The organism is Nitrososphaera sp. (assembly GCF_037447015.1).
Taxonomy (GTDB): Archaea; Thermoproteota; Nitrososphaeria; order Nitrososphaerales; family Nitrososphaeraceae; genus Nitrososphaera.
Genome location: NZ_JBBIHK010000004.1, coordinates 95,331 through 109,307 on the forward strand (window position 1 = coordinate 95,331; position 13,977 = coordinate 109,307).

Annotated in this window: 20 protein-coding genes; 8 read left to right on the forward strand and 12 right to left on the reverse strand. The window is 57.1% G+C overall.

Annotated features, from left to right (window positions below; translation table 11 throughout):
- Positions 1–12: 12 nt before the first annotated feature.
- Both WKI84_RS02945 and WKI84_RS02950 read right to left on the reverse strand, forming a co-directional pair.
- Positions 13–693: a hypothetical protein gene (locus tag WKI84_RS02945; protein WP_337862028.1), complete on the reverse strand. Its 681-nt coding sequence runs from the start codon at positions 691–693 to the stop codon at positions 13–15.
- An 88-nt stretch (positions 694–781) separates the two neighbouring features.
- Positions 782–1,099, reverse strand: coding sequence for a DNA-binding protein (locus WKI84_RS02950; protein ID WP_337862029.1), 318 nt, complete (start codon positions 1,097–1,099; stop codon positions 782–784).
- A 98-nt stretch (positions 1,100–1,197) separates the two neighbouring features.
- Between WKI84_RS02950 and WKI84_RS02955 the strand changes: the two genes are divergently transcribed.
- From WKI84_RS02955 to WKI84_RS02970, 4 genes are all read left to right on the forward strand, one after another.
- Positions 1,198–1,686 (forward strand): hypothetical protein, encoded by a 489-nt coding sequence (locus WKI84_RS02955; RefSeq protein WP_337862030.1) that lies wholly within the window; start codon positions 1,198–1,200, stop codon positions 1,684–1,686.
- A 53-nt stretch (positions 1,687–1,739) separates the two neighbouring features.
- A complete protein-coding gene (locus WKI84_RS02960) occupies positions 1,740–2,711 on the forward strand; it encodes a class I SAM-dependent methyltransferase (RefSeq protein WP_337862031.1) in 972 nt (323 codons plus the stop codon).
- A gap of 102 nt (positions 2,712–2,813) precedes the next feature.
- Positions 2,814–3,065, forward strand: coding sequence for an Lrp/AsnC ligand binding domain-containing protein (locus tag WKI84_RS02965; RefSeq protein WP_337862032.1), 252 nt, complete (start codon positions 2,814–2,816; stop codon positions 3,063–3,065).
- Between the two features lie 70 nt (positions 3,066–3,135).
- Positions 3,136–4,068, forward strand: coding sequence for an SIS domain-containing protein (locus tag WKI84_RS02970; protein WP_337862033.1), 933 nt, complete (start codon positions 3,136–3,138; stop codon positions 4,066–4,068).
- On the opposite strand, the gene WKI84_RS02975 is transcribed toward WKI84_RS02970, so the two are convergent.
- Both WKI84_RS02975 and WKI84_RS02980 read right to left on the reverse strand, forming a co-directional pair.
- Positions 4,062–4,919, reverse strand: coding sequence for a sulfurtransferase (locus tag WKI84_RS02975; protein WP_337862034.1), 858 nt, complete (start codon positions 4,917–4,919; stop codon positions 4,062–4,064). The two genes, WKI84_RS02970 and WKI84_RS02975, sit on opposite strands and share 7 nt — an antisense overlap.
- Entirely contained in the window at positions 4,864–5,016 is a 153-nt protein-coding gene (locus WKI84_RS02980; RefSeq protein WP_337862035.1) for a hypothetical protein, read from the reverse strand. Before WKI84_RS02980 ends, WKI84_RS02975 begins: the two co-directional genes overlap by 56 nt.
- Here WKI84_RS02980 and mntR point away from each other — a divergent pair, their 5' ends adjacent.
- Positions 5,017–5,541, forward strand: coding sequence for a transcriptional regulator MntR (mntR, locus tag WKI84_RS02985; protein WP_337862036.1), 525 nt, complete (start codon positions 5,017–5,019; stop codon positions 5,539–5,541). It abuts the gene before it with no gap.
- On the opposite strand, the gene WKI84_RS02990 is transcribed toward mntR, so the two are convergent.
- Complete coding sequence (locus WKI84_RS02990) at positions 5,538–7,373, reverse strand: PINc/VapC family ATPase (protein ID WP_337862037.1); 1,836 nt, start codon at positions 7,371–7,373, stop codon at positions 5,538–5,540. The genes mntR and WKI84_RS02990 overlap by 4 nt on opposite strands.
- A 120-nt stretch (positions 7,374–7,493) precedes the next feature.
- On the opposite strand from WKI84_RS02990, the gene WKI84_RS02995 reads away from it, so the two are divergent.
- From WKI84_RS02995 to map, 3 genes are all read left to right on the forward strand, one after another.
- Positions 7,494–7,835: a P-II family nitrogen regulator gene (locus tag WKI84_RS02995; protein ID WP_337862038.1), complete on the forward strand. Its 342-nt coding sequence runs from the start codon at positions 7,494–7,496 to the stop codon at positions 7,833–7,835.
- Between the two features lie 121 nt (positions 7,836–7,956).
- Positions 7,957–8,625, forward strand: coding sequence for a matrixin family metalloprotease (locus WKI84_RS03000; RefSeq protein WP_337862039.1), 669 nt, complete (start codon positions 7,957–7,959; stop codon positions 8,623–8,625).
- 35 nt (positions 8,626–8,660) lie between these two features.
- Positions 8,661–9,557: a type II methionyl aminopeptidase gene (gene map, locus WKI84_RS03005; RefSeq protein ID WP_337862040.1), complete on the forward strand. Its 897-nt coding sequence runs from the start codon at positions 8,661–8,663 to the stop codon at positions 9,555–9,557.
- Here map and WKI84_RS03010 read toward each other — a convergent pair.
- From WKI84_RS03010 to WKI84_RS03040, 7 genes are all read right to left on the reverse strand, one after another.
- Complete coding sequence (locus WKI84_RS03010) at positions 9,554–9,775, reverse strand: hypothetical protein (protein ID WP_337862041.1); 222 nt, start codon at positions 9,773–9,775, stop codon at positions 9,554–9,556. The genes map and WKI84_RS03010 overlap by 4 nt on opposite strands.
- 4 nt (positions 9,776–9,779) lie before the next feature.
- Complete coding sequence (locus WKI84_RS03015) at positions 9,780–10,940, reverse strand: DUF1512 domain-containing protein (RefSeq protein WP_337862042.1); 1,161 nt, start codon at positions 10,938–10,940, stop codon at positions 9,780–9,782.
- A 117-nt stretch (positions 10,941–11,057) separates the two neighbouring features.
- Positions 11,058–11,576 carry a hypothetical protein gene (locus WKI84_RS03020; protein ID WP_337862043.1) on the reverse strand — a complete coding sequence of 173 codons (519 nt, stop codon included), beginning with the start codon at positions 11,574–11,576 and terminating at the stop codon, positions 11,058–11,060.
- A gap of 287 nt (positions 11,577–11,863) precedes the next feature.
- Positions 11,864–12,025 carry a hypothetical protein gene (locus WKI84_RS03025; protein ID WP_337862044.1) on the reverse strand — a complete coding sequence of 54 codons (162 nt, stop codon included), beginning with the start codon at positions 12,023–12,025 and terminating at the stop codon, positions 11,864–11,866.
- Between the two features lie 95 nt (positions 12,026–12,120).
- Positions 12,121–12,342 carry a hypothetical protein gene (locus WKI84_RS03030; RefSeq protein ID WP_337862045.1) on the reverse strand — a complete coding sequence of 74 codons (222 nt, stop codon included), beginning with the start codon at positions 12,340–12,342 and terminating at the stop codon, positions 12,121–12,123.
- Positions 12,343–12,387: 45 nt separating this feature from the next.
- Positions 12,388–12,663 carry a hypothetical protein gene (locus WKI84_RS03035; protein ID WP_337862046.1) on the reverse strand — a complete coding sequence of 92 codons (276 nt, stop codon included), beginning with the start codon at positions 12,661–12,663 and terminating at the stop codon, positions 12,388–12,390.
- Positions 12,664–12,726: 63 nt separating this feature from the next.
- Positions 12,727–13,707, reverse strand: coding sequence for a hypothetical protein (locus tag WKI84_RS03040; RefSeq protein ID WP_337862047.1), 981 nt, complete (start codon positions 13,705–13,707; stop codon positions 12,727–12,729).
- Positions 13,708–13,977 lie beyond the last annotated feature (270 nt).

The following is a 13,977-nucleotide window of genomic DNA, read 5'->3' on the forward strand; positions in this document are numbered from 1 at the left end:
CTTTAAAAACTGTCACTTGTATCCTTCTTTTGGAAACTTCATCCCCATCACGCGCATCGTGGCGTCCTCGGCGGCGGCAAACCCCTTGACGACATCCCAGTTTTTCTCTATGATCCTGACCACAGGGGCTGGAACCATGTCGCGCCAGTCTTTCCCGCCGGCGGCACCTTCTGTGGCCTCCCTGTACATCATCTCCTTCACAGACGAGGCAGATATCTCTAGCCGGTCGGCCTTGAGCGGGTTGAGCCTGTACATCTTTAGCATCAGGCGCTCGGCCTTGTCGCCCGTGTACGACACGAACCTTTGCTCCTTGACGTGGGAGACTATTTGGTTGCGAAGCTCCCACGACTTGCCCGAAAGCAGCGGAGGCATGTACTTTGAATAGGGAGCGTGGAACGCATAGTCAGGAAGCACTTTGACGGAGCTGCCGAACACGGCCTCGACCATCTCCCTGCGCTGCTCAAACGAGAAGGGAAAGCTCTTTGTGTTCACCTCCCTGCCGTCCTTTAACAAAAAGCGCACCGGAAAAACATAGACTGCATAGCCGCGGGCAAGCGTCGATATTATCTGCTCGTGCGCCTTTGTGAGCGGGTTCAGGTGGGCAAGGTACAGCGCCGCCGTGGCCGCAGCTGGGGCGGAAGCCCTGTCATTACTATTAGTGGTAGTAATAGTCACTCCCTGCGCTATTAGCAATAGGCCCCGTATAATAATAAACTGTAAAAGAGGAAAGAGGAGTGAAAAGGTATCTCTCTGGCAGGTTTTTCTTTCTGTCTCTCTCTACTTACTTCGTTATCTCGATCTCGATGGTCGAGACGTTGCGGGTCCTGCCGTCCTCGGACTTGACAGTCTCCGAGCCGATCCGGACGTCGCCTATCTTGTAGCCGGCGCTCTCCATGCGCTTGATCGTGATCTGCGAGACGTCTACCGCCCTGCCGATGCTCAGCCCCCTTGCCTTGATGGTGACCTTGGGCTGGTTTGCCAGCTGTATGAGGGTGGATGTGACGTATGCCATGAGGGGTTTCTTGCCAATGTAGATTGTGTCGTGTGGTCCTTCCTTGCGCTCGGACCCCTGTGGTGCGCTTGGTTGAGCTTCTGACATGGCGAGATGAAACGCTCGGCTCTAATTTAAGCCTACATACATACATGCACATACATACACACATACACAAACAAATAGCGCGGCAAGCCAAGGCACAGGTGCAGTTGGCAGCCGGCGACAGGGTCAAGTGGAAGATAGAGTACGACTATACCTATTACAAGGTCTACGACGGCAAGGGGCACCTTGCAGGCTACTTTTTCCCCCACTATGGCCAGATAGTGCCTGAAGAAAAAGAAGACGAAGTAATAGGAAAGATGAACAAGGCCCACGACACCGTCCCGGAAGGCACGCTCCTGGTGCCAATGGCCAAACTCGACCTTTTGGACCGCGAAGACGGGCTGGACCTGGGCTCGGCTATAGCGTCGCTTGAGGCAAACCTGGCAAGGACGAAGTTCTGGGACGGGTGGCTTAAGGAGAACGCAAGGCAGTTCTCGATATTCGGCTCGACCGTCTATACGGCCCGGGAAGACAGGAACATGTTGTCGATTGCGCTAGGCATTTCCCGCGATTTCACGCTGGGCGAAAAAGAGGTCAAGGAGGCGCTGACGCCCCTGCTGGACCAGCTCCACGCAGACGGCCTGCTCTAGCTTATATTGGGACCTGCCACCAATCCGGTGCAGAGAGTAGTATAGAGCACAGCATGAAGATCCAGTTTGCCAACCACCTCGTCTGCCTGCACCACCCCGAGAGGCAGATCCGGCTAGAGCTCGTACCCCTCGCAGTCGAGGGAAACGAGTGCGCAGAGGGGTTCCTCAAATGCCCCGAGTGTGGCGCCCTATACCCCGTAATACAGGGCGTGGCAATCGTGGTCAAGGATTTTGCCGCCTATGCGGCAGGCAGGTCGCAGACGTACGGCCGCTGGCTCCTGGAGAGCACCACCAAGGAGATGAAGGACTTCCTGAAAGAAAAGGGCTCGCAGCTGAAAGACACGGCAAACGACCGCTACGAGGAGGGCGGAAGCTGGTTCCTGCCCTACAGGTGGGCGCAGTACGAGCACACCGAGGAAGACAGGCTGCTGATGTCGCTCAGGTGGCACCTGCGGCCCAACGAAGTGTACAACCGCGTCGTCCACGGCATAAACCCTGACATGGACGGCGTCGTGCTCGACATGGCCTGCTCGATGGGCTACAGCACGATGCTCCTTGCTCAAAAGTTTGCGTTTGCGATAGGCATAGACCTGTCGTTTTCGTTCATCAGAGAGGCGCGCAAGCGCATGTACGCTTCCAGGCACGGCAACCTGGAGTTCTGCGTGGCAGACTCGCTCAACCCGCCTTTCAAGCCGGCCAAGTTCGACATGGTCCTTGCGCTCAACCTGCTGGAGCTGGTCGAGCCGGAAAAGCTGCTTGCCTCCATCCACAGGATGCTCAAGCCGCACGCCGCGGTGATAATCACCGACCCGTACGACTACACGGGCAGGGAGCCGGCGCCCAAAAAGTCGTTTGACGGCAGGTCGTTCCGCAACTTTGTGGAGGACCACGGCTTTACCATATTTGAAAAGAGCAGCAAGAACGAGTCGTTCATACCGTGGGTGCTGAAAGTGAACGAGCGCGCCTACCTCTTTTATTTTGTAGACTATTTGAAGGCCCAGAAAGTGTCAAAGGAAAAGTTCTAGCCCGGCATCCATCCCCCTTACCCTGCTTCCTTGCGCAAGAGATCCGGGCCTAGAACGCAGCTGCGATTAGTTTAATAACGCATCCCCTGAAAAGAGCCACATATGCCTACAGCATACGTACTCATAAACTGCGACCTGGGCTCGGAGGAGAGCATCATCAGCGAGCTGAAAAAGCTGCCCGAGACGGTCGAGGTAAGCGGCGTGTACGGCGTCTATGACATCGTCGCCAAGATACGGTCCGATACGATGGACAGGCTCAGGGAGACCATCACCTGGCACGTGAGAAAGATAGACAAGGTGCGCTCCACCCTTACCATGATAGTGATAGAGGGGCAGGGCGAGAAGAAAAAGTAATCACCAGCGCCCAAACAACACCTTTCTTCAAATTTATTACATCGTCTTTTGATTCATTGCATCAATCAGCGTGAACTCGATACAGGCGATGGCCGCAGACATGGAATGCCAGCGGGGCCTGAAGCTGCCGCCGCTGTCGCTGCCTGAACCGTCGCAATCAGAACCTTTGGGCAGCAGAATGGCATTTGCCGGCTCGGGCGACTCGTACGCGGCGGCCCTTGCGGCGCACTACCTTTCGTCAGGCAGGGCGACGTGCCACCGCCCGGCAGACATCATCGACGCAGGCCCCTTGCTGGCAGGCGGCCGTGTGCTCTACATCGTTTCGATCTCGGGCAGGACAAAGGCAAACGCGCTTGCCGCAAAAGCCGCGCAGACGGCAGGCATGCAGACTGTGGCCGTGACAGCCGACGAATCCAGCCCGCTTGCGCGCAGGTGCAGCCGCATCATCAGGCTCGACTATCCTGCTTCAGGAACCAGGACCTCCGGGACGGTCAGCTTTACCGCCAGCCTTGTTGCCTGCGCATGGCTTGCAACTGGAGGCAGGCCCGGCCTGTCCAGCGCGGCAGAGATCGGCAGGATATACGACGACGCTGCTGCAAAGGCGGCCGCCGGCAAGCCAGGCGCCGCCCCTGCAATCATACTGGGCGACGCGCATCTGTATCCTGCGGCCATCTATGGGGCCCTAAAGCTCAACGAGGTGCTTGGCGCCAGGGCTGTAGCCTACCCGCTTGAAGAGTTTTTCCATGCGCCGCTCTTTGGCGTGAAAGGCAGCGACAGGATACTGGTGCTTGGAAACTCGCAGGCGGCCAAAAAGCTCAAAGGCGCAGGGCTTGGCGCGCAAAGCATCGCATGCCCGGGCAAGACCGCGCTAGAATCGCTCCTCTATGCAGTGTTTTTCCTGCAACACCTTGTGCTCGGCCTTGCAGAAAGGCGAGGGCTGACGGACTGCCGTTTCGTCTCTGACAAAAAGCTGCTGCGGCTCAGCTCGGACTTTATCTACTGACTGCTGACTGGAAGGTCGGGCCTGTTCCCCCACTCGCCCCACGAGCCGAGGTACATTTTCACGTTCTTGTAGCCAAGCATCTTGAGCACCACGAAACTGTTTGCCGCGCGGTAGCCGCCCTGGCAGTAGGTTATCACTTTAGCGTCTTTGGGCACCCCTGCGTACATTTTTTCAAGCGCCTCGAGGTCCTTGAACGACGGGCCGCTCAGGTTGTCGCTCCAGTCAATGTTGACTGCGCCGGGTACGTGGCCGGCCCTTGCCGCCCGCACCGCGGTCCCACCATATTCTTCTTTGGAGCGGGCATCGAGCACAACTACCACCGCCGCAGCCGCCGCCGTCGTCGCCTTTTTCCTGTCTTTCTTTGCTGCTATTGCGTCAGCAGCAGCCGACTTGACCTCCAGATAGCCGGCGAGGATTTTTGGGTCTGGCCTGCCCCGAAAGTCAGAGTGCACAAACGGGTTCGTCTTGGTCTCTGTGCTGTAGCCACGGGTCTTCCACCCTTCAAGCCCGCCGTCGAGCATCGCCACCTTGTCGTGGGAAAAATACATCAAAAGCCACACGCCCCGCGCCGCTGAAGGCCCAGAGACATCGTCGTAAAACACCACAAACTTTTCTTTCGAGACGCCGATGTTTGAAAGCAGGATCCTAGACTGCCGGTTGAACTGGGCAATGCCCTCCCTTGACGTGTCTATCCAGTGGAACTGCATCAGGTCGACGTTGACTGCGCCCGGTATGTGACCCCGGGCATAGTCGGAAAACGGCCTTGCGTCCACAACCAGCACGTCTTTGTCTCTGCTACTGATCATCCGGTGCAGCTCCTCCGGCGACACCACCAGAAGATTCTTTTTCAATGTCAAGGCCTGTGCCCTTGTGTGTGTTGTTTTTTGCAATCCTAATATCTATTTCTGCGGATACGAATCCGATAGATTTTTTATCATTGCCAGACATATGCCACCACAGCAACGGCCATGCGGAGGGGTAGCAGCGACGGCGCCTAGAAAGAGCGGCAAGAGTAGCGGCAAGCCAAGCGCAAGCGGCAGGCTGGACTCGATCCGCGACGCGCACAACGTCGAAAAGGCATCGCGCACGACCCGCATGGAAGACTATCTGGAAGTCATTTACGAGCTGATACAGCACAAGGGCTACGCGACCACGGTCGACATTTCCGACTATTTGAACGTCAGCTCGCCAAGCGTTACCAAGATGCTGCAGCGGCTGAACGAGAGCGGCCACGTCAACTATGAGAAATACAGGGGCATAGCGCTCACAGACAGCGGGGTCGCAATAGCAAAGAGCATGCACGACAGGCACGGCGTGCTTGCCGAGTTTCTGATGATGATAGGGGTCGACAAAGACATTGCAAACCGCGACGCAGAAGGCATCGAGCACCACCTCCACCCCGAGACCCTGAAAAAGCTGGAAGAGTTTGTCCGGCTTGCAAGGGAGAAGAACAAGAACAAAGAATCCCCCTAGCGCCGGCTCAGAAACAGGTGCATCTCCTGCTCGGCTATTATCGCGTTGACTATTTTCTTGCCCGCCTCCGACCTCTTGTCCACCTTTATACGAGCCTTTTTGCCCACCTGGCTTGAGAGGACGAACTCGTCTTCGATGTAAAGGTCAACGGTCTTGCCGATTATCTCGTCGTCCACCAGAAGCGAGACGGCAGAGCCGGCCTCGCTCACCTCAAATTCCACCTCCTTGCCAAAAGTCGGGATCTTGGTCTCGACGTCTATCTTGACGCCAAGCTCTTCTTCCAGCTCGTTGATGGTCGAGCCGCCCCTGCCTATTATCTTGGGCGCGGCCTCCTTGCTCACCTTCACCTGCACGCGGTTTTCAGACAGTATGTTCACTTCGGCGCGCGGGTCAAACCTCCTTACTGCGTCCATTATCTTTGACTGGGCCAGCTTTTTGATGCCACTCTCGTCGCCACCGCCGGCCTTGACCTTTGACACAGGTACGACCACGTTCTCCTCGCCGTACGTGTATATCTCATACTCCACTTTGCCCGACTCGAAATCCTTGACTTCGACAAGCGGCCTTGCCAGGTCGGCCTCGGTCATGCCGGTCGGCACCTTGACTGTCAGCGTCAGCTCATAGACCTTGTCGATGGCGCCGTCCCTGACAAAGATGATGGTGTCAAGTATGTGCGGTATCATGCCCAGCTCCACCTTGCCCATGAAACGCTGCACGGCGTCAAGCGGGCTTGACGCATGGACGACGCCCACCATCCCCACGCCTGCAAGCCGCATGTCGGCAAAGACGGCAAAGTCCTGGGCGCGCCTCACCTCGTCGTATATAGTATAGTCGGGGCGCACCAGAAGCAGTATGTCCACAGCTTTTTCAAAACTTCCCTCTAGCGGCGCGTACTGCGTCACGGCTTCCGGCACCTGCAAGTCCCGTGGAGATTCAAACGTCTTGACTATCTTGCCCTTATCGACGTAAAACTCGGCCAGGCTGCTTGCAAGCGTGCTCTTGCCGGAGCCGGGCGGGCCGGCTATGATGATGCCCTCTGCCTTGCCCGACAGGCGCTCCATCAGCTTGTCGCTTGCGTGATAGTCTGCAAGTGCAAGCCTGACGGTGGGCCTGACGATGGTTATCTCAAGCCCGTCTGAAAAGGGCGGGCGGGTTATCGCTATCCTGTAGCGGCCAAACTGGATGACAGTAGCGCCGCTCCGGCTTATCTCGACCGTGCCGGTGCCGCTCACCCGGCTTGCCTCCGACACCTCCTTGATTATTTTTGTCAGCTGGGCGTACGTGCTCTTGCCATCCTGGCCCACCTGGACGAGCTTGAAGGCTCCAGGCCGGCCGCGCTTGGCTGTGGGCACCACGCCTTCCTTCAGGTGGACGCTCATCGTCTCGTCGTCAAAGAACTTTTCAAACTCTAGGTCCGTCGTCTTGGTCGGGGCGCGTATGTGCTGCGACTTGATCCCCTGCGCCTCTGCCACCAGCGCCTGCACATAGTCGGCAGTCAAAAGCGTCGCCCCCTCGCTCATTGCCACGTCCTTTATGATGGCGTCTATCCTGCCGTGTTTTGCCAGTCTGATGTCGTCGAGGTCCGGCCTCTGGCCGACGAACCTGAGCCCGATGTTTTTGCGGGCGCACAGCTCACGCATCTTCTTTATCTCCCCAAGCCCCACAAAGCCGTGCTCCTTGTTGGTCGAAGCCTGTGACTGGAGCTCGTCAAGCACCGCCAGCGGGATTATTATCTCGCTATTATTTTCCTCTATCACTTGGCCGGCTTCGAGCATGCGCGTTACCTCGCCGTCGATTATTATGCTGGTATCAAGCACGAATTTTTTTGTCAACGACCAGACTCACCACTCGAGGCTTTATAAAAAGACCGCCAGCATTCGATGCGTATCATAAAAATTACATGCAGGGATAATAACAAAGAATTTAAGAATGGCACGGCTTAGGGCTTGCGAATGAAAAAGCTCGAGGCAATCATACGCTCGGAAAAGATGCCAGTGGTGAAGGAAAAGCTCAGGCAGCTTGGAATAGGCGGCATGACCATCTACAACGTCTCAGGATGGAGCAAGCAGCGTGAGCTCCACCTGCAGTGGAGAGGACAGCCGGTTGCCTACGACCTGCTGCCCAAGATAAAATTCGAGATACTGGTGCAGGACAACCAGATAGACCAGGTGGTGCAGGGGATAGTGGAGGCGTCGAGGACCGGCGAGCACGGCGACGGCCTCATATTCGTGTCCACAATCGAGCAGGCAGTCAACATCGCCACGCTTGACAAGGGCGAAAAGAGCTTCTCCTGACCGACAAGGCATAAAAGAGAAGGCTGCAGATAACCTAGCGCATATGCGGCAGCAGCAGCGGCAGGAGCATCCACTGACCTTGCTTGCAGCTGCTGTTTGGTTAGGGACAGCGGCGCTCCTTTTGCTGTTTTCATTTTGGGTTCAGCCGGCGGCCGGCGCCAGGTACTATGAACAGCAGCAGGATTTTTCCGAGTCGTCCGTCCCAAAGGCGAGCTACAGGTGGGACAAGAACAATGACGGTGATCCCCTGCAGTGGTGCGTCTGGAAAGAAAAGGGCGTCGCAAACAAGTATTACGTATGGACAAAGATGGCAGTCCAGGACTGGCGCAGGGCGCTTGAAGAATACACCGGTTCTGAGGGCGGGTGGGACATGAGCGTGCGCTACGCCCCGCAAAAGAGCGGGATGGCTGGTGATGCGGGCTGCGATGTCAGGGTCTACATCTATGACACGTACAAGGACTTTCCCGGCTACCCCGAGCAGACGGGCGCCTACACCGCGGTGAAATACACCGGCGGCGTGGCCATGGGCGCGACCGTGTACCTGTCGCCCAGGGTGCTGCACGGCGACGGCAAGAGCGAGATAGACCTGCCCGGCTATGCTTTCCGGAGCTCCGCCGTCCACGAGGCAGGCCACGTGCTCGGGCTTGGGCACATGAACGCCGAAAAAGGCTACCTGATGTCGCCCCTCTTTGACTTTTGGGAGCAGAAAGACCAGCTGCCGATAACCACGTTAGAGCTGTCTGCGCTTGCAGAGGTCTATGGAAGCGGCGGCTTTTCTGCCCCGCAGTAGTAATATATAGGAACTTGGCAAAAATTCAGGAACACATGAGCCTCCTTGACTGCTACCAGCGCGCCGGCAAAATAGCGTCTCAGGTCAGGGAGGACGCCCGCAAAAAGTACCACGTCGGGTCGACCCTGCTAGAGATCTGCGAGACAGTCGAGGCCCAGATAAGGAGCATGGGCGCGCAGCCGGCGTTCCCGGTAAACGCCAGCCTCAACGAGATAGCGGCCCACTATACGGCAGAGCCGGGGGACCAGACTGTCGTGAAGGAGGGCGACGTGCTAAAGATAGACATCGGTGTCCATGTAGAGGGTTATATCGCAGACACGGCAGTCACGGTATGCTACGACCCCAAATACGACGCGCTGGCCAGGTCTGCCGAGACCGCGCTTGCAGAGGCCGTGCGCATGGCAAGGGCCAACACCAAGGCAAGCGACATCGGAAGGGTGATCGAGACTGTCATAGGCAGGATGGGCTTTCGCCCCATACAGAACCTCAGCGGCCACTCGCTCCAGCAGTACGTCATACACGCAGGCAAGTCGATACCAAACATCTGGACGATAGGGTCGTCTTTTGCTCTCCAGCCAAACGAGGCGTACGCCATCGAGCCGTTTGCCACCACCAAGGACGGGATGGGCGTGGTGCACGAAGGAAAAGTGAGGAACATCTTTGGCATCACGTCGAGAAAGCCAAGCAAGGAGAAGGAGGCAGACGAGCTCCTGGCGACGATATGGGAGAGGTACCGCACGCTCCCCTTTGCGCTCCGCTGGCTGACTGACGCCTACGACGAGGGCAGGCTGCGCAGGCTCGCAGACGTATTGATCAAAAAGAAAAACATCCATGCCTACCCGATACTTGTCGAGGCAAAGGGCAAGACGGTGGTGCAGGCAGAGCACACGCTCATACCCACCGAGTCTGGCGCCAACGTCATAACCCTCTAGCTTTTCTTTTTGCTGTCGCTTTCAGGCGGGTACTCGCCATAGATGGCAGTCACGATGGTGGCGTTTGAGCCGCACTTGCCGCAGCGCACTCCTTGTTCCTTGTAGACGTGGTCGCCCTGCTCAAACGGCCGGCGCTCTACAGCCCCGCACGAGGAGCAGGTCTGCTCCGTGTATACGGTCGGCGCGGGCTCGGGCTTTTTCCCAAACAGCGAAATCAATTTTTTACTGCGCCACCCCCATCGTGTTGCCCACGCCCACCACCATAACTGACTGCCCTTCCGCCGTCTTGTCCTCGATGACTGCATACACCGTCTCGAGCACCTTGCCAAACGAGTCGGCTATCTCCTTTCGCATCACGGTGATGGCGTCTGTCACCGACTGCTTGACAATGACGGCGTAAACAGGTATGCCAAAGTTGGTGGCCACCTCCTCTATCTGGTACTTTTCCACCCCTATGCCGCCTATCGCCGCGCCCACGCCCTCGGCCACGTCACCGGTGCGCTCCCCTTCAAGCTTCAGCGCGGCGTCTATCATGATTATTGCGTCGATCTTTATGCCGAGGTCGCCTGCAAGGCGCTGTATGGCCTCGCCGGGCCTGCCGACCGTGCCTGCCGGCCCCTGCGCCTTGAGGAGGTAGAGCTTTCTGCCCCTGTACTCGTCTTCTGCGTACACGGTCTCTTTGGCCGCGCGCATCTTGGCCTTGCCAAGCATCATCTTGCCCACCACCATAGGCCCTATGCTGTCGCCTATCGGCTGGCCTTGCCTGAACGCGCCCGTCGCCTTTTTGAGCGCCTCCGCCTCTTCAAGCAGGAGGGGCATGACCATCTGCAATTGCACGAGCACGAACACGCTGGTCGTGCGCTTGCCCATCAGGTAAAAGTGCCTGACGACCTTGTAGATCATGTTGAGCGCAGTCGCGGCTTCCAGCATGTTCTCTATCTTGGAGAGCTCGTAATCGTCAAGGCCGGGGCAGATCTTGCGCACCTCGGCGCGCATGCGCTCGTCCTTGACCCGCAGGACGTGCTCCACCTTGCGCACGAGGCCGTTTGGATCGATGTCGACAGGCATTATCGCAAAATACTCCATGAACTTGTCCACCCTTGCCGCCGGCTCTGAATGCGGAACTGCAGAGCGGATGTGGTCTATTGCCGCAAGCCGGGCGTCGTCCCTCATAGACTTTAGCTTGACAAGCGACTTTGATATCTCGCCCAGGATGACCTTGCCCTGCATGCGCTGGCCGTACAGCATGAAGAACGGGATGGTGGCAAGCGAAATGATGTATACGTACATCATCGGGTTTGCAGGGTCAAACTCGTTGCTGCCGCCCCCTGACCCGCCCAGGCCACCGCCTAGCTGGGAAATGAGCGTGAAAAGGTCTGGCAAAGGCGTGCTAGACTGCCCGCAATGATAAATTAAAGGTTACCAAAGGTAAAAGGAAAGGCGGCAGGGGCGAAAAGAAAAGCCCCCGGAGGGGTTTCTCTGCTTTTTTCTTCTCCTCTTTTACTTCCAGTTCCCAAAACTGTCTATCGGGCAGCCGAGGTTGTTTGCAGCGTCCAGCATCCGCGTGGCGCCGGAGACGTTGCCGCCAAGTGCCATCTGGACTGCGGCCTTGAAAGTCGCAGGGTCGATGTAGTTGATGTTGTTGCCTGCGGTCGGGTCGGCATAGTAATAGTTGAACACGCCTGCCGCAAGGTGCCTGTAGAACGCAGTCGTCCCCCCGCCACCCGTCGAGACAGCCTTGTCGATGGTCAGGCTGGCCGGTGCGCCCAGATTCAGGCCGGTGATGTCCAGGACTGCTGCGTTGAGGTTGATGCCGTACAGCTGAGCCACGCGCCTGTTCGTGTCGGCGTGGTTCTTCCAGTAGCCGGGCGTGCACCCTTCGACGCCTTCCCATGTGGCCAGGGCAGATGTCAGCGGAAGCATGAACAGCCCTGCTATTGCGACGGCGGCGATCGGGATGCCTGCATAAAGCATCTTCTTATTCTTGTTGTTGCTGCTGTTGCTTGTCATCATCGTCATAAGCAAGTCATCCGGCAAGGACGCAGTATATCACCAGCTTGGCAGTTGCAGAGCCATTTTCCGGAAACGAATTTCAATTCTATAAGAAAATTCAGTAACTCTCCGGTCAGCCACAGCGTTTTTCGTGGTAGAAAAATCTTCTATTCTGGTTTTGGGGGAGGGGTTGCCACGCAAAAGCAGGAACCGCGATGCGCCGTCAGCGTTTGTTCGGGCAGATGCTCTGCTGCTGTCCAGACGCGGCTGGCGGTGCGCAGCGGCTGCAGAAACAGCTGCTGCCATCACCACCACTAGGCGCGGCGGTGGCCATATTGCGGGCCCTTTGCGCTCACCATTCCCGCTCTTGCATTTCTCTTCCGGATCGACTGGCCCATCCGCCACGACAGTTCCATGAAGGCGAACATTGGCGCAAAGCCGAGCGCCACGTATGCGACTGCTTCTAGTGCGTTCACAGAAATACAATGTCGGCGCAGCTGATTAAGGCGCCTAAAACGCCTGTGCGACAGTTCAGAGCAGCTCCTGAAACAGCATGTGCGCTGCTTAGGTCTCAGGTGCGCGCGTGAGCTTTTCTGGCAGGGACTGCGCGCGCAGCAGCTTTTTCTTCCCTTTTCTCTTTCTTTTTGTTGCTGCCTGCGGCGTGGCACCCGCAGGCGCACTTGACCATCTTCATGTCAAACGAGCAGTCGTGGTCCGGCCCGCAGGCGGCCCCTACCGGCCACTCGCCGGGGCAGTCGCCGTGCCTTTCACGCTTGCAGAAAAAGGTCAGCATCCAGATGTCAGAGCTCGCCCTGTCGATTTAATGCTTGCGCCCCGCCTAGAACTGGATGTTGAACAGCTGCGGCGCATAGATAGAGCCTTCCCTGACGCGCTTGACCCTTGCGACAGACAGGTAGTGCGGCCAGATTGTGGCCATGATGCTCCCCTCCGGCGCGCCGACAGGATCGAGCAGCAGCACAATGTCTTCCAGCTTTACTCCGCGCTCGGCCAGCTTTTCCTTTGACAGCTCGACAAGGTCGTCAGGCATGCCGCTGCTGTAGAGGTAGACCTTGCCGCTGTATTCGAGTTTTTCCCCCCCTTCTCCTTCGGCCATCAGATAACACCCTCACTGTCGTACTAGGTGGAATAAAAATGTCTGGCAGAGGCGTCGTCGTCGTTATTCTTGGCCCGAGTCGCCAAATATGAGCTTCATTTCGTCAAAGGTCAGCTTCTCGCCGGAGGACATCTTTTTCATGGCGGCTTCCTTTAGCGTGTTCCACCTGTCCTGGTACTCCTTGTCGCGCCTGACCCGCTCCTGCATAGCCTGGTGCCTCTCGACCCTGCGCTCCTCCATCTCCTTTTGCTTCTTGTGGCGCGTCTCCGCCTGGGCCATGCGGTTCTTCTTGAATGCAATCGCGTTCAGCTGCGTCTCTATCATCTCGAGCTTGGCCGCGGCCTCTCTGACCGTGTGGATGGCCTGCCTGCGCTCCTCGTAGAGGCTTTCGCGCGTGTTTACCAGGCCCTCGATGCTCTCCTTGAGCTTGCCTATCTTGTTGCCAAACTCCTCCTTCTGGCGGAATATCCTGTTTATCCTTGCTTTCAGCTCGTCGTACTGGGACGACATCTCGCGGTACTGGCCCTCCTTTTTGTGGACCAGCTTGAGCGTATGCAGCTTGGTCGCTATTTCTTTAGAGCGAGCGACCAGCTTGCGCTCCTCGTCCTTGGACAGTTTCTTGGTCTGTATGTCGCGCTCTATCTGCTCAAGCGCCTTTGTGAGGCCGGATATCTCGCTCCTGTCCTTCCTCGACTTGGCCTGCCCGACCTTGTCGTCGAGCGACTTCATCTGGTTCTTGGCGTCGATGAGCGAGTTGCGGAGCTCTACAAACTTGGGATAATCAGTATCTTTTTCCTCGTTCACCCCCTTGAGCTTGGCGCGCAGCTCGTCAAGCTGCATCCTTTCCTCGTCTATCTGCTTCTTGACGGCCTCTAGCCTGCTGTTTATTTCCTCTATCTTTTTGTCAGCGGCCTTTTGCTCTTCCTGCACGCTCTTTTTGAATTCAAGGAGCGTCTTCAGGTTCGGATCAGAGTCCGGATTTGGTGCGACTGATATGTCGCTGCTACTGTTGCTGTTGTTGTTTGCCGTTGCTGTTGTGCTCAATGAGAGATTACACCGTCACCATTATTGGGTGAACACTTGCTGGTCTTTAACAGCCCAAAAATATATTTTTTGTTATTTTCCTGCACGTCAATGGGAGGCCCCTACATCTTTATATTGTATTGCGTGGGAGGTATCTTGCAGTAGCGATGGACGATTTTGAGCGCGACTATCCCGACTTTGACTGGAAGAACACGCCGGCGTACAAGCACCCGGGCGGCAAGGACTGCCCCTGCCCCAAGCACGAGTACATCAGGGAGCAGATGAAGGTCG